Source organism: Nocardia sp. NPDC004123, from assembly GCF_053603795.1.
The window spans coordinates 129913-150571 of record NZ_JBSGGG010000010.1; the positions used below are offsets into that span (position 1 = coordinate 129913).

The 20659-nt window shown below is 68.1% G+C and carries 19 protein-coding genes; 12 read left to right on the top strand and 7 right to left on the bottom strand.

The features are described from left to right. The first annotated feature begins 1 nt into the window (after window position 1). A complete protein-coding gene (locus tag ACWEQQ_RS16360; protein ID WP_452348763.1) occupies window positions 2–961 on the top strand; it encodes an alpha/beta hydrolase in 960 nt (319 codons plus the stop codon). Between the two features lie 42 nt (window positions 962–1003). On the opposite strand, the gene ACWEQQ_RS16365 is transcribed toward ACWEQQ_RS16360, so the two are convergent. Next, window positions 1004–1276 (bottom strand): DUF397 domain-containing protein, encoded by a 273-nt coding sequence (locus ACWEQQ_RS16365; RefSeq protein ID WP_083868551.1) that lies wholly within the window; start codon window positions 1274–1276, stop codon window positions 1004–1006. A 384-nt stretch (window positions 1277–1660) separates the two neighbouring features. Between ACWEQQ_RS16365 and ACWEQQ_RS16370 the strand changes: the two genes are divergently transcribed. Then, the gene (locus tag ACWEQQ_RS16370; protein WP_452348764.1) at window positions 1661–3817 is read left to right on the top strand and encodes a S9 family peptidase; all 2157 of its coding nucleotides are present in this window, start codon (window positions 1661–1663) and stop codon (window positions 3815–3817) included. A 104-nt stretch (window positions 3818–3921) separates the two neighbouring features. Here ACWEQQ_RS16370 and ACWEQQ_RS16375 read toward each other — a convergent pair whose 3' ends face one another. Next, complete coding sequence (locus ACWEQQ_RS16375) at window positions 3922–5424, bottom strand: glutamate decarboxylase (RefSeq protein ID WP_452348765.1); 1503 nt, start codon at window positions 5422–5424, stop codon at window positions 3922–3924. A 131-nt stretch (window positions 5425–5555) separates the two neighbouring features. On the opposite strand from ACWEQQ_RS16375, the gene ACWEQQ_RS16380 reads away from it, so the two are divergent. Then, entirely contained in the window at window positions 5556–5765 is a 210-nt protein-coding gene (locus tag ACWEQQ_RS16380; protein ID WP_452338221.1) for a hypothetical protein, read from the top strand. A gap of 13 nt (window positions 5766–5778) precedes the next feature. Beyond that, on the top strand, window positions 5779–7161 hold the full coding sequence (locus ACWEQQ_RS16385; RefSeq protein WP_452348766.1) for a M20/M25/M40 family metallo-hydrolase: 1383 nt from the start codon (window positions 5779–5781) through the stop codon (window positions 7159–7161). A 99-nt stretch (window positions 7162–7260) separates the two neighbouring features. Here ACWEQQ_RS16385 and ACWEQQ_RS16390 read toward each other — a convergent pair whose 3' ends face one another. Continuing rightward, window positions 7261–7905 (bottom strand): MBL fold metallo-hydrolase, encoded by a 645-nt coding sequence (locus ACWEQQ_RS16390; RefSeq protein WP_452338219.1) that lies wholly within the window; start codon window positions 7903–7905, stop codon window positions 7261–7263. Window positions 7906–8058: 153 nt separating this feature from the next. On the opposite strand from ACWEQQ_RS16390, the gene purS reads away from it, so the two are divergent. Then, entirely contained in the window at window positions 8059–8292 is a 234-nt protein-coding gene (gene purS, locus ACWEQQ_RS16395; protein ID WP_040803258.1) for a phosphoribosylformylglycinamidine synthase subunit PurS, read from the top strand. After that, on the top strand, window positions 8289–8966 hold the full coding sequence (gene purQ / locus ACWEQQ_RS16400) for a phosphoribosylformylglycinamidine synthase subunit PurQ (RefSeq protein ID WP_452338218.1): 678 nt from the start codon (window positions 8289–8291) through the stop codon (window positions 8964–8966). Before purS ends, purQ begins: the two co-directional genes overlap by 4 nt. 17 nt (window positions 8967–8983) lie before the next feature. On the opposite strand, the gene ACWEQQ_RS16405 is transcribed toward purQ, so the two are convergent. Further along, window positions 8984–10051 (bottom strand): substrate-binding domain-containing protein, encoded by a 1068-nt coding sequence (locus ACWEQQ_RS16405; protein ID WP_452338217.1) that lies wholly within the window; start codon window positions 10049–10051, stop codon window positions 8984–8986. 47 nt (window positions 10052–10098) lie between these two features. Between ACWEQQ_RS16405 and ACWEQQ_RS16410 the strand changes: the two genes are divergently transcribed. After that, a complete protein-coding gene (locus ACWEQQ_RS16410; RefSeq protein WP_354831037.1) occupies window positions 10099–10536 on the top strand; it encodes a MarR family winged helix-turn-helix transcriptional regulator in 438 nt (145 codons plus the stop codon). 163 nt (window positions 10537–10699) lie between these two features. Next, window positions 10700–11986, top strand: a complete 1287-nt coding sequence (locus ACWEQQ_RS16415; RefSeq protein WP_452348767.1) for a M18 family aminopeptidase — start codon at window positions 10700–10702, stop codon at window positions 11984–11986. On the opposite strand, the gene ACWEQQ_RS16420 is transcribed toward ACWEQQ_RS16415, so the two are convergent. Next, window positions 11976–13232, bottom strand: coding sequence for a glycosyltransferase 87 family protein (locus ACWEQQ_RS16420; RefSeq protein WP_452348768.1), 1257 nt, complete (start codon window positions 13230–13232; stop codon window positions 11976–11978). The two genes, ACWEQQ_RS16415 and ACWEQQ_RS16420, sit on opposite strands and share 11 nt — an antisense overlap. Before the next feature lie 317 nt (window positions 13233–13549). Between ACWEQQ_RS16420 and purL the strand changes: the two genes are divergently transcribed. Continuing rightward, window positions 13550–15844 carry a phosphoribosylformylglycinamidine synthase subunit PurL gene (gene purL / locus ACWEQQ_RS16425; RefSeq protein WP_452348769.1) on the top strand — a complete coding sequence of 765 codons (2295 nt, stop codon included), beginning with the start codon at window positions 13550–13552 and terminating at the stop codon, window positions 15842–15844. Between the two features lie 93 nt (window positions 15845–15937). Here the strand turns inward: purL and ACWEQQ_RS16430 are convergent, their stop codons facing one another. Beyond that, a complete protein-coding gene (locus ACWEQQ_RS16430) occupies window positions 15938–16225 on the bottom strand; it encodes a YiaA/YiaB family inner membrane protein (protein ID WP_364606092.1) in 288 nt (95 codons plus the stop codon). A 151-nt stretch (window positions 16226–16376) separates the two neighbouring features. Here ACWEQQ_RS16430 and ACWEQQ_RS16435 point away from each other — a divergent pair, with 151 nt between their 5' ends. From ACWEQQ_RS16435 to ACWEQQ_RS16445, 3 genes are read left to right on the top strand one after another with little or no spacing between them, the layout of a single operon-like run. Continuing rightward, a complete protein-coding gene (locus ACWEQQ_RS16435; protein WP_452348770.1) occupies window positions 16377–18131 on the top strand; it encodes an alpha/beta hydrolase in 1755 nt (584 codons plus the stop codon). A gap of 2 nt (window positions 18132–18133) precedes the next feature. After that, the gene (locus ACWEQQ_RS16440; protein ID WP_452348771.1) at window positions 18134–18784 is read left to right on the top strand and encodes a CPBP family glutamic-type intramembrane protease; all 651 of its coding nucleotides are present in this window, start codon (window positions 18134–18136) and stop codon (window positions 18782–18784) included. Window positions 18785–18828: 44 nt separating this feature from the next. After that, window positions 18829–19215 carry a sterol carrier family protein gene (locus ACWEQQ_RS16445; protein WP_364606083.1) on the top strand — a complete coding sequence of 129 codons (387 nt, stop codon included), beginning with the start codon at window positions 18829–18831 and terminating at the stop codon, window positions 19213–19215. A 10-nt stretch (window positions 19216–19225) separates the two neighbouring features. Here ACWEQQ_RS16445 and ACWEQQ_RS16450 read toward each other — a convergent pair whose 3' ends face one another. Next, complete coding sequence (locus ACWEQQ_RS16450) at window positions 19226–20584, bottom strand: YhgE/Pip domain-containing protein (protein ID WP_452348772.1); 1359 nt, start codon at window positions 20582–20584, stop codon at window positions 19226–19228. Window positions 20585–20659: the final 75 nt, after the last annotated feature.

A 20659-nucleotide genomic window follows, 5' to 3' on the forward strand; every position in this document is an offset into this window, starting at 1 on the left:
CATGCGTCGAAGAGTCGTTGCCGCAGCTGTTTTGGCGATCGCTGCAGGTTTGCTATATCCGGTGGCCGTCCCGCCGGCAATCGCGCACGCGGGCCAGGTAGTCCGCGTCGACCAGCTGAGCGCCACCCGCTCGGCGATCTTCATCGACTCCGCGGCCATGGGCCGCACCATCCAGGTGCAGGTCCTGCATCCGGCCGCGGGCGGTGACCGCCCCAGCTACTACCTCCTCGACGGCCTGGATCCCGGTGCGACGCAGAGCACCTGGACCAATGCCACCGACGCCGAACCCTTCTTCCAGGGTAAGGACGTGAACGTGGTGCTGCCCATGGGCGGCCAGGCCAGCTACTACACCGACTGGGTGTCCGACGACCCGCGCTTCGGCCGCTACAGGTGGGAAACCTTTCTGACACAAGAGCTTCCGCCCATCATCGACGGATACTTCGCCGGTAGCGGGGTGAACGCCATCGGTGGTCTGTCGATGGGCGGCATCGCGGCCTTCGTGCTGGCGGTGCGGCATCCGGAGCTGTATCGGGCGGTAGCGGGCTACAGTGCCTGCCCGGACACCACGATCGCGCAGGGCGCCATGATGTTCTCGGTGGCCAATCGCGGTGGCAACCCGCTCAATATGTGGGGCGCGCCGGGCAGTCCGGCGTGGACGGAGCACAATCCAGCGGTACTGGCCGAGGCGCTGCGCGGCAAGACCATCTTCCTGTCCACCGGCACCGGCCTGCCCGGCCCGCACGAGCTGGAGATCAAGCCGCAGCTGCCGGAGAACATCTTCTTCGGCGGCCCAATCGAATTCGGGGTGGACGCCTGTGTCACCGCGTTCGAGCAGCGGTTGCGCGCCATGAACATTCCGGCGCGGGTGGAGCACTCGCCGGTGGGCACGCATTCGTGGTCGTACTGGCAGGACACCCTGCACGAGTCGTGGCCGACCATCGGTGCGGCGATAGGGGCCTGAACAGTGTTGTGCCCGGCTCATTTCGAGCCGGGCACGCCCGAATCAGGCTCCGGGCCGGTTGAATTCGCCGTCCTTGGCCCCGGCCACGAAGGCTTCCCATTCGCCGGGGGTGAAGATCAGTACTGGCCCGTCCGGATTGCGGGAGTCCCGTAATCCGATGTTTCCACTGGCCAGAAAGGCGATCTCGACGCCGTCGGCGGTGTCGTCTCCGCGCCGCCACACCGCATCGGCCTCGATGACGCGGTTCTTCGCTTCCACTGTCGGCCTCCCCTGTGCGCACCAGCAGTACTGGTCGGTGATGTAGATCGCACTCATAATGCCAGGGTTTGTGAGGGCTTCGGATCGGATATTCCATCTTCTGTCAGTGGAAGGAGGTATGTGGTGCGCACGCCATGGTCCCCGCAACGAGCCGCCCCGGTCTCCGACAGCTGTGCGGTGGTTCCCGAGCGTTTCACAGCGGAATTGGCCCACAGCATTCTTCGGATCCACCGAAGTTGCCCGACCGACCAATGTGCTCGTCGCAAGGCCGCCGTCTTCTACCTCTACGAGCAGCATCAGCACGCCAGCGGGACGCGGCAGCGACGGATACGGTGACGGCTACCGGGCGGATCCCGCGCTCGACCGGCGCGGGAGCCGCACCACGCCCGGTATTGCCGGGTCGGGGGCCCGCGGTGGGGGATCGCTACTAACGTGGTGCCCATGGCTTTGGACAGTGGTAGCGCGATCTCAGTAGACGACGCGGTGGTGGCGCCGATCGCCAAGCGGGCTCCGATGGAGCGCGTGCACCACGGGGATGTCTTCATCGACGAGTACGAGTGGCTGCGGGAGAAGACGGATCCCGAGGTCATCGCGTATCTGGAGGCGGAGAACGCCTATACCGACGCGCAGACCGCGAAGCTGGGCCCGCTGCGGGAAAAGATCTTCGAGGAGATCAAGTCGCGGATCCAGGAGACCGATCTGTCGCTCCCGACCCGGATGGGCGAGTTCTGGTACTACTCGCGCACCTTCGAGGGCAAACAGCACGGCGTGCACTGCCGTTGCCCGATCGCCGGTCCGGACGACTGGACCCCGCCCAAGCTGGAGGCGTCGGCCACCATGCCCGGCGAGGTGGTCCTGCTGGACTCCAATGAGCTGGCCGAGGGCCACGACTACTTCGCGCTCGGCGCGTTCTCCATCAGCCACGCCGGTGACATGCTGGCCTACTCGGAGGACACCTCCGGTGACGAGCGCTATGTCCTGCGCTTCAAGAACCTGACCACCGGTGAGCTGCTGTCCGACGAGATCACCGGCGTCACCCAGGGCGCGACCTGGTCGCTCGACGGCGCGTACGTCTTCTACTCGACCTACGACGACGCGTGGCGGTCCGACACCGTCTGGCGGCACAAGCTGGGCACGCCGATGTCGGCCGATGTCCAGGTTCTCCATGAGCCGGATGCCCACTACTCGGTGGGCGTGACGGCGACCAATTCGGAGAAGTACCTGCTGCTCTACGTCGAATCCAAGATCACCACCGAGAACTGGATCCTGGAGGCCGACAATCCCGAGGGCGAATTCCGGCTCATCATGCCCCGGCGCGAGGGCGTCGAGTACTCGGTCGATCATGCGGTGGTGGGCGGCGAGGACAAACTGCTCATCCTGCACAACGACGTGGTCGACGGGGTCAAGGCCGAGAACTTCGTGCTCGCCGAGGCGCCGCTGCACGATCCGACCAACCAGACCATCCTGATTCCGCACCGCGACGATGTCCGCCTCAACGGCCTGGAGTCCTTCTCCGACAAGCTGGCGGTCAGCTATCGGCGCGACGCGATGCAGCGGGCCGCGGTCTGGCCGCTGACCGACACCGGGTACGGCGAACTGCACGAGATCGATTTCGGTCTCGAGCTGTTCGACTCCGGGTTCGGAGCCAACCCGGAGTGGGAGCAGCCGATGCTGCGGGTCGGGGTCACCTCCTACATCACCCCGATGAAGATCTTCGACTACGTGCCCGACACCGACGAGCTGCTGCTGCGCAAGGAGCAGGTGGTGCTCGGCGACTACAACCCCGACGACTATGTGCAGCACCGGGATTGGGCGGTGGCCGCGGACGGCACCCGGGTGCCGATCTCGGTGGTCATGCGCAAGGATGCCCCGGCCGGTCCGAAACCGTTGCTGCTCTACGGCTATGGCTCCTACGAGGCGCCGATGGATCCGTACTTCTCGGTGGGACGGTTGTCGCTGCTGGATCGCGGCATGGTCTACGCGGTCGCGCATGTCCGCGGTGGCGGCGAGATGGGCCGGCGCTGGTACGAGGAGGGCAAGAAGCTCGAGAAGAAGAACACCTTCACCGACTTCGTCACCTGCGCACGGCATCTGGTGGATTCCGGTGTCACCGCACCGGACCGCATGCTCGCCGAGGGCGGCAGCGCGGGCGGGCTGCTGATGGGCGCGGTGGCGAACCTCGCGCCCGAGCTGTTCGCGGGCATTCTGACCAATGTGCCCTTCGTGGACCCGCTGACGTCCATCCTGGACGAGTCGCTGCCGCTGACCGTCACCGAGTGGGACGAGTGGGGTAATCCCCTGGCGGACAAGGAAGTCTACGAGTACATGAAGTCCTACGCGCCCTACGAGAACGTCGAGGCGAAGGACTATCCGGCGATCCTGGCCATCACCGGGCTCAACGACACCCGCGTGCTGTACGTGGAGCCGGCCAAGTGGGTGGCCAAACTCCGCGCCACCAAGACCGGCGATGCGCAGCTGCTGCTCAAGACGGAGATGAGCGCGGGCCACGGCGGGGTGAGCGGCCGCTACGAGAAGTGGAAGGAGGCGGCCTTCGAGCTCGCCTGGCTCCTCGACACCGTGGGCCTGGCCGACGCCTAGGCTCCGAGTCCGGAACATGAAGCGGCGGCGGGATTCCCGCCGCCGCTTCGCGGTATTCGGTTGCCGCCGTGGTTATCCGGTGACGGCCGAACTCCCGGCCGCGCTCACTTCTTGCCGGCCTTGGATTTGGCGTGCTTGGTCTTGGCGTGCTTGGCGGGGGCCTCGGCGGCCTTCTTGCCGTTGATCGTGGCCTTGCCACCGGCCTTGGACCGCACCGGTTTCGCCTTGGGGGTGGGGACGACCGCGCGTGCGTTGTGCGGGAAGCCGCCCGCCTCCTCGCGGGTGAGCGAGGTCGTCATCGGGTGCTTGCCGAGCACCTGCAGGCTGCGGTGCAGGTCGGCGAGCAGCAGGTCGGCCATGTCGATGGTGAAGCCGTGGCGCAGCACCGCGCGCATGATGATCTCGTCCTCGCGGTCGGCGGGCAGCGGGTAGGCGGCGATGAGCCAGCCGCGGGTGCGCAGCCGATCGGACAGGTCGTAGAGGTTGTAGTCGGCGCCGTCGGCCAGTTTCCACGAGACGGCGGTGATGCCGCGGCGCGGATCGGCATCGTGGATGAGCTCGAACGGCCCGGCCTCGGCAATGCCCTTGGCCAGGTGCTGGCTTGCGGTGTAGATGGCGGTCTGCACATTGCGGTAGCCGGTGCGGCCCAGCCGGATGAACTCGTAGTACTGGGTGACGGCCTGCCCGCCGGGCCGGGAGAAGTTCAGGTTGAAGGTGGGCATATTGCCGCCCAGGTAGTCGACATCGAAGATGAGCTCTTCGGGCAGATCCTCCTTGGTCCGCCAGATGGCCCAGCCCGCGCCCAGCGGTGCGAGACCGGTCTTGTGGCCGGAGGCGTTGATGGACTTGACCCGCGGAAGCCGGAAATCCCAACAGATTTCGGGTGCGCAGAACGGGGCGAGGAAGCCGCCGCTGGCCGCGTCGACGTGGATGGGGATGTCGAGTCCGGTCGCGGCCTGCAGCGCGTCGAGCGCCTTGCTGATGCCCTCGACGTCCTCGAAGAGGCCGGTGAAGGTCTGGCCGAAGGTGGGCACCACCATGATGGTGTTCTCGTCGCAGTAGGCGTCGATTTCATCCGGGTCAATGGTGTAGCGCTCGCCGCGCAGCGGAATCTGGCGGATCTCCACGTCGAAGTAGCGCGCGAACTTCTCCCAGCACACCTGGACCGGGCCGCACACGAAGTTGGGGGTGCCGGTGCCGCCGCGCTTGCGCCAGCGGAATTTGGCGGCCAGGCCGCCCAGCATGGCGGCCTCGCTGGACCCGGTGGTGGAGGTGCCCAGCGTGCCCCGCGGATCGGGGGAGTTCCACAGGTCGGCGAGCATGTGCACGCCGCGCTGCTCGAGTTCGGCGGTCTGCGGGTACTCGTCCTTGTCGACGATGTTCTTGTCGAGGCATTCGTTCATCAGCCGCCGGGCCTGGTCGTCGACCCAGGTGGTGCAGAAGGTGGCCAGGTTCATCCGGGAGACGCCGTCGAGCATCAGTTCGTCGTGGACGATCTGGTAGGCGACCTGCGGGAAGATCTCGTGTTCGGGGAAGCCACGGTGCGGAGCGGCGCGTCTGATGCCGGGCATCGCGTAGACGTCGTCGGGTTCCGTGGTGCCGGTCATATGGCCTCCGATCGAGATTCGGCATGGGTTTGCCGAGATGATGGTAGCCAGCCGGCCATGATCGAAACTGGTTCGGCCAGCTACCGTTTCGTAATCAAGAGAAAGTTGCTGAACGGTTACTATTCAGCACTATGGACTATCAGCATGTCATAGCGCAGGCGATGTCCGCCACGCAGCCGCACCTCGGGGCGGGTGCGGTAGCCGATCAGCTGCTGACCGACACCGTCGACCGCGATCGCGCCATCTCCTATCCGACGTCGAGCTTCGGAAACCTGCGCACCCTGGAAACAATCGGTCACCTGAAGAAGGGTGAGACCGTGAAACCCGATACCGCCAAGTGATCAGGAGGATGTCATGACCACGACCGCAGGGGTGCAGGAGGATTCGAAGGTGGCCGCGCTGCGCGCGGCCGTCAGGGAACTCATGCCGCGTGCGAAAAGCGATCTCGCGCAGCTCGTCTCGTTCAAATCGGTGTACGACGCCCGGCAGTTCCCGATCGAGGAGTGCGAGAAGGCCGCGCAGTGGGTGGCCGATGCGTTCGAGGCGGAGGGACTGACCGAGGTGGGGCTGCACGAGACCCCGGACGGCAGCAATGCCGTCGTGGCCCGCAGCCGGGGGCCGGAGGGCGCGCCGACCGTCATGCTCTACTGCCACTACGACGTGCAGCCACCGCTCGACGACGCCGCGTGGCAGACGCCGGTCTGGCAGCTCACCGAAAAGGATGGCCGCTGGTACGGGCGCGGCGCGGCCGACTGCAAGGGCAATATCGTCATGCATCTGACCGCGCTGCGGGCGCTGCGCAAGGTGTACGGCGACGAGTATCCGGTCGGGCTGGTGCTGGTCTCGGAGGGCTCCGAGGAGCAGGGCACCGGCGGCCTGGAGGAGTTCGTGCCCGGCAATGCCGACCTGCTGCGCGCCGACACCCTGCTCATCGGCGACTGCGGCAACTTCGCGGTCGGCGTGCCCACCTTCACCCAGACCCTGCGCGGCACTGTGAATGTGGTCGTCACCGTCGAAACCCTCTCCGGCCCCTTGCATTCCGGCATGTTCGGCGGTCCCGCGCCCGACGCGCTGGCCGCCATGATCCACCTGCTCGGCACCCTGCGCGACGTCGACGGCAACACCACCATCGACGGGCTGCGCAATGACCAGGTCTGGCAGGGTCATGAGTACCCGGTGGGCCGATTCCGTTCCGACGCGGGCGTTCTCGACGGCGTCCATCTGCTGGGCAATGGCGGGGTCGCCGACATGCTCTGGGTCCGTCCGGCGCTCACGGTGCTCGGTATGGACGTCCCGCCCGTGGTCGGCTCCTCGGCGGCCATCCAGCCCCGGACCCGGGCCCGCCTCAACCTGCGCATTCCGCCGGGCATCAATCCGGAGGACGCGCTGAAAGCCCTGACCGCGCACCTGAAGTCGCACGCGCCGTGGCACGCGAGGGTGACGGTCGAGACCGAGGCCACCGGCTCGCCGTTCGTCGGCAGCACGGACGGCCCGGCGCGGCGGGCCATGTCCGCGGCCATGGAGGCGGCCTACGGGCGTCCCGCCACCACCGAGGGGCAGGGCGGGTCGATCCCGCTGTGCAATGTCTTCGCCGACACCTATCCGCAGGCGGAGATCATGCTCATGGGCGTGGAGGAACCGAAGTGCCTGATCCACGCGCCCAATGAGAGCGTCGATCCGACGGAGATCGAGCACATGGCCCTGGCCGAGGCGCTGTTCCTGGCCTCCTACCGCTGACCCGGGGCGAGGCGGATTCGCCACGAATCCGCCTCGGCCGCAGTGGGTTACACAGCTCGCGCCGCCGGGCGGTGGCCGCTCCCGCCCGGCGGTGCGACATCAGAATTCCGCGTGATCCTCGGGTTCGATGATCTTGAATTCGGTATTGGCCGGACTCATTTCATTCAGCCGACCGAAATAGATGCCCTGTGCTTCGGGGGCGATGATGCCGTAGTGGATGGGGAATGCGACCCGCGGATTTACCGCACGCAGGTAATCCACGGCCTCGCTGATGCGCATCCACGGGGCGACCGCGGGAATGGCGAGAACACCGACCGGAGTCGGCGGAACCCAGAGTGAATCACCGGGATGCACGAGTTGTGCGGGGTCCTCCGGAGTGCCGAGTTGGAAGACGGTGTTGTCGATAACGGGGATCTCCGGATGGATGACCGCGTGCCGGCCACCACCGCCGGTAATTTGGACATCACCGACTTCGAGAATATTTCCGGCGTGCACCGGCTCCCACGGCTCGCCCCGCAGCAGCGCGGTCTGCGGATCGGACAGTAGCCTGGCCTGTGGATTCGCCTCGATCAGCGCCTCGATCCGGTGCGGGCAGATGTGATCGGGATGCTGATGCGTCACCGCAATGGCATCCAATCCGGTGAGGCCTTCGAATCCGTGCGAGAAATTGCCCGGATCGAACAGGATCTTGCTGCCGTTGAGCTCCACGAGAATGCAGGAATGTCCGAAATGGGCTATGTGCATGATTCAACGGTAGCCCGCGGGGCTGTGGTGTAGGCCACGGACGGCACGACCCGGCGGTATGTCCGCCGCCCCCGCCAACTACGCTGATCAGCGATACCCCCCGCCCGGCAGGCATGCATGCCGGGCACCGCCCCACCAGCTGAGGAGCAACGCGTGGCACGTGTCGTGGTCGAGGTGATGCCGAAGGCCGAGATCCTGGATCCGCAGGGACAAGCCATTGTCGGCGCGCTGGGGCGTCTCGGGCACCCCGGCATCTCGGATGTGCGGCAGGGCAAGCGATTCGAACTCGATGTCGATGACAATGTCACCGACGCCGACCTGGAGCAGATCGCCGAATCGCTGCTGGCCAATGTCGTGATCGAGGACTGGAAGGTCGTCCGGCTGTGAGCGCCCGCATCGGTGTCATCACCTTCCCGGGCACGCTCGACGACGTCGACGCCGCCCGGGCGGTGAAACTGGCCGGTTCCGAGCCTGTTTCGCTGTGGCACGCCGATGCCGACCTCAAGCAGGTCGACGCGGTCGTCGTCCCCGGCGGCTTCTCCTACGGCGACTACCTGCGCGCCGGTGCCATCGCCTCCATGGCCCCTGTCATGGGCGAGGTCATCAAGGCCGCCGAGCAGGGCATGCCGATCCTGGGCATCTGCAACGGCTTCCAGATCCTCTGCGAGGCGGGCCTGCTGCCGGGTGCGCTGACCCGCAACGAGGGCCTGCACTTCGTCTGCCGCGACCAGTGGCTGACCGTCGAGCAGACCGACACCGCCTGGACCACCCGCTACGAGCCGGGCGCCCAGATCCTCATCCCGGTCAAGAACGCCGAGGGCCGCTACCAGGCGTCCACCGCCGTGCTCGACCAGCTGGAGGGCGAGGGCCGCGTGGTGTTCCGCTACGCGGGCGGCAACCCCAACGGCTCGCAGCGTGACATCGCCGGCATCACCTCGGCCAATCGCCGGGTGGTCGGCCTGATGCCGCACCCCGAGCACGCCACCGAGCCGCTCACCGGCCCCAGCGACGACGGCCTGGGCCTGTTCCTCTCGGTGCTGGACAGCCTCGTCGAGGCGTAGCCCCACGCGCGGCGGAACTAGATTCCGTCCAGAATCTCGAAGTCGACTCCGCCCGCCCTGGCCAGCCAGGTCGGGCGGACTGCTTGCACCCCGTCGAAACCGACCTCGCCCCACGGGGTTTCGACGACCCGCCGGTCCGCCACCGCGGCCTGGATGCACCGCACCTCGAGCGATCCGGCCAGCTCGGCCATGCCGTGCAGGGTGTGGATGGCCTCGTAGCTGGTATTGCTGAAATTGGTGAGCGTGGGCGCGAACCAGCCGTGCAGCCGGTGATAGCGGTCCAGCCGCTCCCGATCGTGCGGTCCGTTCACGAAGAAGCCCGACGGCACGAACAGATTGTGGTTCGCGCCGCCGCCCGCGGCCAGCAGCACGTTCTCGTCCACGGCCGGGCTCACCCGCACCTGCTGATCGGACCGCCCCGTCCGGGAGAACTGCAGGTTGAAGCGGGCGACATCGGCGCCCACCAGCAGCACGATGATCCCGTCGGCCAGGTCGAGCCGGGGATCGTCGAGGAACCGGCCGAAATCCCGGGTGCGCATGGGCACGAACAGCTCCAGCGGAATCAGCTCCGGATCCTGCAGCGCCGCGCGCACGGCCTGCGCGGTGCGCCGCGGCCACACGTAGTCGTTGCCGATGATCGCCCAGCGTCGGGCCTCGAAGGAGCGCCGCAGCCAGTCCAGCGCGGGCACGATCTGGTGTTCGGGATCCGCCCCGATCATGAACAGCCCGTCCGGGACCGACTCCACACCCTCGTGGTCGGTGGCGAACAGATACGGCACCCGTCCGGCCGTCACCCGCTCCACCGCGCGGCGCACCGCCGAGGTGTGCCAGCCGGTGACCGCGTGCACCATGCCGGTGGCCAGCAGTGCCGCCACCTCTCCGGCCACCAGGTGGGGTTCGCGCCCGCCGTCAATGTGGGTGACGCGCAATTCTCGTCCCAGAATTCCGGAACCGGAGTTGATTTCTTCCAACGCGAGAGAAATAGCCGCCTCACAGGATGGCGCGAAGATACCGCCGGGACCCTGCTGCGGAACTATGTTGATGATCTCGATGACGTTCTCGGGATTCCCGCCGAACGGGGACATGGGCTACCCTTCCCCTCGTTCAAGCGGTTTTCTGACGGGCGGGAAATATGGCGACAATTCTAGGTGGATTTTCCACCTTGCATGGAGCCCTCCGAGCGGCCGAGCGGAGTTGGCTTCGTCACCTGGACGCCGCACTGTGTGCCAGGCGGCTCACCGCCGACCAGTGGTGCATGCTCACCAATCTGTCCGCCGACATCGGCATCACCATGAGTGAGCTGGCATCGCGGGCGCAGCTACCCCCGTCCTCGGCCACCCGGCACGCCGACCAGCTCGCCGAGCGCGGGCTCATCTTCCGGGTCGCGGCGGCCGACGACCGCCGGCGCATTCTGATCGGACTGAGCCGCCGCGGTGAGGAATTGGTCGAGGAGGTGCGCGCCGAGGAGGCGCGCGCCGAGGCCGAAATGCGCCGCAGTCTCGGAAGTGACGACTATCTGGAGCTGGTGCGGTTGCTGGGCCGCGTCGCCGAAGCCCCGCTGCCCGGGTAGCCTGGCGCAGTCCGAAACGGGACAACTGATCTCGCAAGGATCGGGGTAACTCCCCGGGTACCCCCAAGATCGGTTCGGCACTCAACGCAGGCACGGAATGCCATCCCGTCAACGGCTCTCAGCTGCCCGCTGAAGTCTCGGGGAGGCGGATAAGCTCGAGCCCATGCCCGTTGCCGAGACCGCCGCGACCGCCGCAGGCCTGTGCGCATTCATCGATGCCTCCCCGTCGCCGTTCCACGTCTGCCGAACTGTCGCAGCCGAACTCGACGAGCACGGCTTCACCCGGCTGTCCGAATCGGCGCCCTGGCCCGCGGGTGGCGCGGGCCGCTATTACGTGGTGCGCGCCGGTTCCCTGGTGGCCTGGGCCGCCGGCTCCGGGCAGGCCGGCCCGTTCCGGGTGGTCGGCGCCCACACCGACAGCCCCAATCTGCGGGTCAAACAGCATCCGGACACCGCGGTGGCGGGCTGGCAGATGGTCGGGTTGGAGCCCTATGGCGGCGCCTGGCTGAACTCGTGGCTGGACCGCGATCTCGGCATCTCCGGGCGACTGTCGGTGCGTGACGGAAATACGGTGCGGGAGCAGCTGATTCGCATCGACGAACCGATTCTGCGGGTGCCGCAGCTGGCCATCCACCTCTCCGACGACCGGCGCGGCGTGCAGCTCGATCCGCAACGGCACGTGAACGCGGTGTGGGGGATCGGCGGCGAGCCGCGCTCGTTCCTGGCGTTCGTCGCCGAACGCTCCGGCATCGACCCGGGCGCGGTGCTGGGCTGGGAGCTGATGACCCATGATCTGGTGCCCTCCAGGCTGATCGGGCGCGACCTGGATCTGATCAGCGCGCCCCGGCTGGACAATCAGGGCACCTGCTACGCCGGGTTGCGGGCCTTCCTGGCCGCCATCGCCGAACCCGGTGCGGCGACACCGGTGCTGGCCATGTTCGACCACGAGGAGGTCGGCAGCCAGTCCGACCGCGGCGCCCAATCCGGTCTGCTGCCCACGGTGCTGGAGCGCATCGTGCTCGCCCGCGGCGGCGGACGCGCGGAATACCTGGCGGCCCTGGCCGATTCGGTGTGCGCCTCCGGCGACATGGCGCACGCGACACACCCCAACTATCCGGACCGGCACGAGCCCTCGCACCGCATCGAGGTGAACGGCGGGCCGGTGCTCAAGGTCAATCAGAACCTGCGCTACGCCACCGACGCCACCGGCGCGGGCGCCTTCGCCCTGGCCTGCGCGCAGGCGAACGTCCCGTTGCAGCGCTACGTGCACCGGGCGGATCTGCCCTGCGGCTCCACCATCGGGCCGATGACCGCGGCCCGCACCGGCATGTCCACCGTGGATGTCGGCGCGGCTCAGCTGGCCATGCACTCGGCGCGCGAAATGATGGGCGCCGCAGACGTTCCCGCCTACGCGGCGGCCCTCGCGGCCTTCTTGACCCCTACGCCGTGAGCAGCGCGGCCCTTTCCGGGTCCGGGTTCGGGCGATAGCTCAGGGCCGCCACGACGAAGACGGCGAAGGTGAAGATGACGTAGCTGTTGCCGATGATCTGCTGCCACCAGTTCCAGGTGAGTTCGCGGTCGTGGTTGTGGGGGAGCAGCCACATCGGCCCGATGGCGAACATGACCACCGCCAGGCCGGCCGCGCCGAGGAACCACCGGTTGCGGCGGCCGCGGGCGACGGCATCGGCGGCCACGATCAGCGCGGGCGCGATCCACACCCAGTGGTGCGACCAGGAGACCGGGGAAACCAGCAGCACCGCAGCGGCATTCACCATCAGGGCCGCGACCGTCGCGCCGGCGTCGAGCAGGCGCTTCATCCACAGCGCGGCCAGCGCCACCGCGGCCACCGACAGCACCAGCCAGATCAGCGTCGAGATCGAGGTCGAGTAGCCGAGCCGGAACACGAAGCCCTTGATCGACTGGTTGCCCGCGTACCAGGGCGGGCCGATGCGGCCGGTGTCGGACAGGGTGTGGAACCAGTACTGCGGCGAATCCTTCGGGAACAGCACGAATCCCACCGCAATCGCGCCGATGGCGGACAGCACCAGGGTGATCGCGCCCTTCCAGTCCTTGCGCAGCAGGAAGTAGAGGAGATAGCCGCCCGGGGTCAGCTTCACCGACACCGCGATGCCGATCAGCATGCCGCGCGGCCAGAAAGGCTTGCGCACCAGGCAATCCAGCGTCACCGCGGCCATCAGCACCAGGTTGATCTGACCGAATCCGTAGGTCTCGCGGATCGGCTCCAGCAGCTGCAGCAACCCGACCGCGCCGATGACGACGGCCAGCCGGGTCCGCCACGCCAGGCTCGGCCGGATCCGGTCCAGCACCACCCACAGCGTCACACCCAGCGAGGCGATGGAGACCGCGAGCACCGCCGCCTCCGCGACGCCCAGCGGCATGATGGCCAGCGGCGCGAAGAACAGCGCGGCCAGCGGGGGATACGTGAACGGCAACCCGATCCCGTACACCGCCGGCATCGGCCCGTAGAGATCCTTGCCGTCGAGCCAGGCCCGCGCGCCGTTCCGATACACCTGCAGGTCGATGAACCCGTGCCAGAGGGTCTCGAAACTGATCAGCGCGGATATCGCGAAGAGCGCGATCGCGATCGCGAGCAGTTGCCCCTGCCGCCGTGTCAGCCCGCCAGGCGTGGTCACGGGTTTCTCGCTCGGATCCGCGACCCCGGATCGATCGTTCACCCGGACAGAGTAGCGGGCACCGCTCACTCCCCCGCCTCCCCGGGCCTTCGGCGCCCGGCTCGCGTGCCGCTCCCTGACCTGCATGCGTGCCGGCGGTTGGGAGCCGAAACCATTGTGGGCGTACCCGGGGAGTTACCCCGGTCGGCGACAAATCAGTTGTCGCCTCGGCATGACGAAGACAGTGGCCGCTGCCACACTGGCGGGCGGGGTAAAGGGCTGGAATGCAGGCAATTAGACTCGCGATCGTATCTCGCCGACATCCAGCAACGCCGGCTTTCGCTTCCGACCTGCCCGGCCGAAAGGACTCTGGTATTCCCGTGACCAGCCACGTCGATACCGTCAGCAACGCCGCGGCCACCTCGGACCACCCGCAGCCCTACAAGGAACTCGGCCTCAAGGACGACGAGTATGCCCGGATCAAGGAGATCCTGGGCCGGCGTCCCACCGACGCCGAGCTCGCCATGTACTCGGTGATGTGGTCGGAGCACTGCTCCTACAAGTCTTCCAAGGTTCATCTGCGCTACTTCGGTGAAACCACCACCGAGGAGATGAAGAAGTCGATGCTCGCGGGCATCGGCGAGAACGCGGGTGTGGTGGACATCGGCGGCGGCTGGGCGGTGACCTTCAAGGTCGAGTCGCACAACCACCCCTCGTATGTCGAGCCCTACCAGGGCGCGGCCACCGGCGTCGGCGGCATCGTGCGCGACATCATGGCCATGGGCGCCCGCCCGATCGCGGTGATGGACCAGCTGCGCTTCGGTGCGGCCGATCACCCGGACACCCGGCGCGTGGTCGACGGCGTGGTGCGCGGCGTCGGGGGCTACGGCAACTCGCTGGGCCTGCCGAATGTGGGCGGCGAGACCGTGTTCGACTCGTCCTACCAGGGCAATCCGCTGGTGAACGCGCTGTGCGCGGGCGTCATGCGGGTCGAGGACCTGCACCTGGCCTTCGCCTCCGGCCAGGGCAACAAGATCATCCTGTTCGGCGCGCGGACCGGTCTGGACGGCATCGGCGGCGTGTCCGTGCTGGCCTCGGACACCTTCTCCGGCGACGAATCCGGTTCCGGCCGTAAGAAGCTCCCGAGCGTCCAGGTCGGCGACCCGTTCGCCGAGAAGGTCCTCATCGAGTGCTGTCTCGAGCTGTACCACGCCGGACTGGTGGTCGGCATCCAGGACCTCGGCGGCGCCGGACTGTCCTGTGCCACCTCGGAACTCGCGGCGGCCGGCGACGGCGGCATGCACATCGAACTGGACCAGGTGCCGCTGCGCGCCGCCAATATGACTCCCGCCGAGATCCTTTCGAGCGAGTCGCAGGAGCGCATGTGCGCGGTCGTCACCCCCGAGAACGTGGACGCCTTCATGGCCGTCTGCAAGAAGTGGGACGTCACCGCCACCGTCATCGGTGAGGTCACCGACGGCGAGCGCCTGATCATCACCTGGCACGGCGAGACCGTGGTGGACGTGCCGCCGCGCACCGTCGCCCACCAGGGCCCGGTCTACGAGCGCCCGGTCGAGCGTCCCGCGGATCAGGATGCGCTGAACGCGGATTCGGCCGCGCGCCTGAACCGGCCCAAGACCGGTGACGAGCTGCGCGACACCCTGCTGAAGATGCTGGCCAGCCCGCAGCTGTGCTCGCGCAAGTGGATCACCGAGCAGTACGACCGCTACGTGCGCGGCAACACCGTGCTCGCCGAGCACGCCGACGCCGGTGTCATCCGCATCGACGAGGAGACCGGCCGCGGCATCGCGCTGGCCACCGACGCCTCGGGCCGCTACACCAAGCTGGACCCGTACACCGGCGCGCAGCTGGCGCTGGCCGAGGCCTTCCGCAACGTCGCCGTCACCGGCGCTACCCCGAAGGCCGTCACCAACTGCCTCAACTTCGGCTCCCCGGAGGACCCGGGTGTCATGTGGCAGTTCCAGCAGGCCGTGCGCGGTCTCGCGGACGGCTGTGCGGCCCTGGGCATTCCGGTCACCGGCGGCAATGTGTCCTTCTACAACCAGACCGGCCAGACCGCCATCCTGCCGACCCCGGTGGTGGGCGTGCTCGGCGTCATCGACGACGTGCACCGCCGCATCCCGACCGGCCTGGGCACCGAGCCGGGCGAGACCCTCATCCTGCTCGGCGAGACCCGCGACGAGCTGGACGGCTCCATCTGGGCGCAGGTCGAGCACGACCACCTCGGCGGTCTGCCGCCCCAGGTCGACCTGGCCCGCGAGCAGTTGATCTCCGAGATCCTGGTCTCGGGCTCCCGCGACGGCATGGTCTCCGCCGCCCACGATGTCTCCGAGGGCGGCCTGATCCAGACCGTGGTGGAGGCCGCGCTGGCCGGCGAAACCGCCTGCCGCATCATCATTCCCGAGGGCGCCGACCCGTTCGTCACCCTCTTCTCCGAGTCCGCGGGCCGCGTCCTGGTGGCCGTGCCGCGCTCGGAGGAGACCCGCTTCACCAAGATGTGCGACGCCCGCGGCCTGCCGTGGGCCCGCATCGGCGTGGTCGACGACGGCGCGGACTCGGTGGAGGTCCAGGGCCAGTTCAGTGTGAAGCTCGACGATCTGCGCGCCGCCCACGAGGGCACCCTCCCCGCGCTGTTCGGGATCTCCGACCACTGAACCGGCCCGGCCCGAGGGCCGTGGACATTCCGAGAGCCCGCCGGTTCCCCCTCGATCCGGCGGGCTCTCGCCATTCCCGCGGTGCGGGACAGCTCAATTGATCTTGAACGGGTCGTGCTCGGCCATCAGCTTCTCCATCCGGGCCTCGTCGATGCGGTGATGCACCTTCGAGGATTCGTGTTGATCGCGAATCACTTTCGCGAGGGTGAAACTGCTGCTCACCAGGAACAGCATTGCCATCAGCAGGAATCCGCGCTGCCAGATGTCCAGCGGGAGGTAGACGATGCCGATGATCAAGGCGCAGAAGCTGATTCCGAAGGCGATCGTGGCCTGAGCCAGAAACGCCGTGGTGCTCCTGGTGTGTGCGCTCGGAGTGCTCATGGTTGGTGAGTCTGGCGGCCCCGCCGCCGAATCGACCGAGTACATCTACTCGAGTGCGCCGAGTAGAGGCCGCGGGCGACACGCCGGTGGGATGGTCCCTCTCACCTGCTGCGGTCCACGGATTCCGGCCGGTTGCGTCCATACTTGACGGGTGCTGGACTCCGCCGACGCCCTGACCCGGCTGCGCACACGTGGCGCGATGGTGTATCGGCGTGGCACGGTGGTCGCGCGGAAGGTCGAGGACGTCATCGACCTCAACCACACCGGACTGGTGGTGGCGACCATCTTCTTCGCGTGGTCGGTGACGCCGTCGCTGGTGCCGCGCGACTGGCTGTTCCAGGGTTTGATCTCCGGCCTCAATGCCGCCATCGGTTACGGCGTGGGTTGTGTGCTGCAGTGGTTGTTCCGCATGTGGATTCGGCCGCGGATCAAGATCGCGACTCCGCCCGAGTGGGCGCGCTACGTGATCAAGGTCGCCGTGGTGGTCGTCTGCATTCTGGTGGCGGGCTACATGCTGGTGCTGTCCGCCGACTGGCAGCGCGAGATCACCACCCTCATGGGCATGGAGGGCACCACCCGGGCCGCGTATCTGCGTACGGGCGGGCTGAGTTTCGCGGTCGGCGCGCTGGTGGTGGCGGTCTACCGCACGCTGCGCGAGATCGTGCGGTTCCTGGCGCGGCTGCTCAGCCGCTGGGTGCGGGTGCCGCCCGCGCTCGCGCCCGCCACCGGCGCGCTGCTGCTCACCGTGCTCATCGTGACGCTGTTCAACGGCGTCGCCACCCGCGGTTTCTTCGCGGTCGCCAACTCGGCGTTCAGTGTCCGCAACGACAAGGTGACCGAATACGCCGTGCAGCCGGACAAGCCCGAGCGTTCGGGCAGTCCGGCCTCGCTGGCCAAGTGGGAGACGCTGGGGTCGGAGGGCCGCTGGTTCGTCTCGCACGGACCGGACCCCATGCTGATCAGCGCCGTCACGGGAAAGCCCGCGCGCGAACCGATCCGGGTGTACGTCGGGTTGCAGTCGGCGGGCAAGGACGCCACCGAGGAGGACCTGGCGGTCGCCGAACTCGAGCGCACGGGGGCCTTCGACCGCAAGGTGCTGGTGCTGGCCACCACCACCGGCACCGGCTGGGTGAACGGGGAGGCCGCGGCCGCCATCGAGTACATGTGGGGCGGCGACACCGCCATCGTGGCCTCGCAGTACTCGTATCTGCCGAGCGTGCTGTCGTTCCTGGCGGACCGGCAGAAGGTCGCGATCAACGGGCGGAAGATGTTCGACGCGGTGTACCAGCGCTGGTCGCAGCGGCCGCCCGAGCATCGGCCCAAGCTGCTGGTGTACGGGGAGAGCCTCGGCTCGCAGGGCTCCGAATCCGCCTTCGACGGCCTGGCCGACCTGCGCTCCAAGGTGGACGGCGCGCTGTGGGTGGGCCCGCCCAACTCGAATCGCCTGTGGCAGCAGTTCGTTCAGCGCCGCGATCCGGGCACCCGCGAGGTGGAACCCATCTACGCCGACGGCCTGGTGGTCCGATTCGCCGCCACCGCAGCCGATCTGGGCAAACCCTCGGCCGACTGGCGCAAGCCGCGCATCGCCTATCTCCAGCACCCCTCCGACCCCATCGTCTGGTGGTCCTCGGATCTCATCTTCTCCCAGCCGGATTGGCTCTCGGAACCGCGCGGCGCGGATGTCTCGCCCCAGATGCGCTGGTGGCCCCTCGTCACCTTCTGGCAGGTCGTCGCCGACCTCACCAATGCCCAGGGGGTGAGCGACGGTCACGGCCACAACTACGGCTCCCTGGTGCTGGACGGCTGGGCCGCCATCGCCGCCCCACCCGACTGGGACCAGGACCTCGGCGAACGCATCCGCACCCAGATCGAACTCGCGGAGGCGTACGAGCGAGCGGTGAAATAGCCGTGCTCGCCACGGCCCGCGCCCTGCTGCGCCCGAAACCCCTTGCCGCGGCGGTGCTCCCGCTGCTGTGGAGCAACCGCATACTGCCCGCCCTGGACCTGGACGTGCGCGGCCGCACCGCCGTCAGCACCGCCTTCGCCGCCGCGTACACCCTGCTCTTCCGAGGCACACCGAACTGGTTGTCACCGCATGGGCTGCGCACCGGCGCGGCTGCGGCCGGGATGGTGCTCTCCGGTTACGCTGTCGCCCTGGCCCTGCCGCCCACCCGCCGTCACCTCGCCGGACTCGCCGATCGCGGCCCGGGCGTCTCCACCGTCGAATGGACCGCCCTGCACATCCCCGGCGGCACCGTCCTCACCGAAGAGCTCGTCTACCGCTCGACGCTGACGCCCCTGCTGGATCGGGCCGCCGGGCGTCCGGGAAACGCGTTGGGCGCGTTCGTCTTCGGTCTGTCCCACATCCAACCTGCTCGCGCCGCAGCCGATCCGGTCCGCGCAACGGTGGCCCTCACCACCGCCGCGGGTCTGCTCTTCGACGGGTTGCGCCGCCACACCGGCAGCGCCACCGCCCCGGCCCTGCTGCACCTGGCCCTCAATGCCGGCGGAGCCCTGGCCCCACGGGTCGCCCGTCGCCTTGCCCGAGGTGAGCGTTAGCCCGCGAAAGCGGGATGTCGGCGCGCCGCAGTAGCCTCGGCGGCATGGCGCGACGAGGTGCGGTGGATCCGGCGGAGGTGCGGGCGGCGGTAGCGGCGGTGGGGGAGTGGCTGCGCGACGAGACCACGGTGCCGCCTTCGCGCACCGAGCTCGCGGCCGCCGTGCGCGGGACCGCGCGGGCATTGGCGGCGGATGCGCCCGGGCATTCGGTGGAGGTGCGAGTACCGCCGTTCGTGGCGGTGCAGTGCATCGAGGGCCCCAGGCACACCCGGGGGACGCCGCCGAATGTGGTCGAAACCGACCCCCGCACCTGGCTGCTGCTGGCCACCGGGCTGCTCGGCTTCGACGTGGCGCGCGAATCCGGTGCACTGTCCGCCTCCGGCAGCCGGGCGGGCGAGGTCGCGCGGTGGCTGCCGGTGGTGCCGGTCTGACGGTGCGGCGCTAGGCGTCGGCGGGCTTGGTGTGCTTGCCGCCGCCGGTGTCCGGGGTCTCGACGGGCTTGCGCTCCAAGCCCTTCCGGTCGTAGAAGCGGGTGATGAACAGACCGCCGACGACGCCGATGATCAGGCCGAGCACCGCCATCCACACGCCGCGGGTGAGCCCGGCCCGGCCGTTGCCGTAGAAGTACAGGATCGAGCGGGTGCCCAGGAAGACCTGGTGCATGGGCTCGAACTTGGCCAGCCAGCCGAAGTACCTGGGCGTCGCCTCGATCGGAATGGTGCCGCCGGAGGAGGGCAGGCCCAGGATGATGAAGATGATCAGGTTGATGATCAGGCCCGCGGTGCCGACCGCGGCCAGCATCGAGGTGCAGGTGAAGCCGACCGCGACGATCACCAGGGTGCCGTAGATGAACAGCAGCAGCGGTCTGTCGATCGGCATGCCGAGCGCGGCCGCGATGCCCATCAGCGCACCCGAGACCGCCAGCGCCATCACCACCACCGCCGACCATTTGATGAGCAGCGTCTTCACCCGCGAGATCGATGCGCGTGGATAGTGCACGTACCACGGCCCCCACTCGGTCGGCAGGAACCCGAGGGCCGAATCGATGAGCTGATGGATGATCATCGCCCCGACCATGCCGACCAGCAGGAGCAGCAGGCTGTAGAAGAACGCGGTCAGGCCTTCGCCGGAACCGCCGGGCAGCGGCCGGAATTGGTCGACGACGACATTCAGCGGCTGCGCCAGCACCAGCCGGGTGGCCGCGGTGAGTTCCGTCGGGGGTGCGCCCGGAGCCGGCGTCAGCTGCGCCTTCACCTGGTCGGTCAGCTGCTGCCCGACCTGAGCGTTCACCTGGGTGAGAGCTCGCTCACCGAATTTCTGCACCACGGCGGTGGCGAACGCGCCGGCACGCGGATTGGTCTGCAAAGTGATCACCGGCTTGGTGATGTCGCCGGGCACCACGCTGCCGACACCCAGAATGCCGAGCCGCTTGGAGAAGTCGGACGGAATGATGATCGTGCCGTACACCCGAGCGGACTGCATCTGCAGCTGCGCCTCGTTGATGCCGAGCACCCGCAGATCGATCTGGTCCGACGGCACCGCCTGCTGCAAGCCGTCGGAGATCTGATCGCCGAAGTTGACGTGCTTGCCGCCGATATCGTCGCCGACATCCTGATTCACCAGGGCGATCGGAAAGTCGTGCAGATTCTTCTCCGGATCGACCACGTAATCGAGGTACATGACGCCCAGCAGCGCGGCGAGCAGCGTGACCACCACAATGGGAAACGCCCACCTGAACGGGCTCAGATGCCTGGGTCGTGGAGCGGTTTCCGTACTGCCGGTGCTTTCGGTGCTCGCCACGGTCGAACGCTAACAGCAAACCGCTTGCCGTCCCCGTTATCCCAACGGTGGGTTGCCTTGGGGTTACCCGTAGAA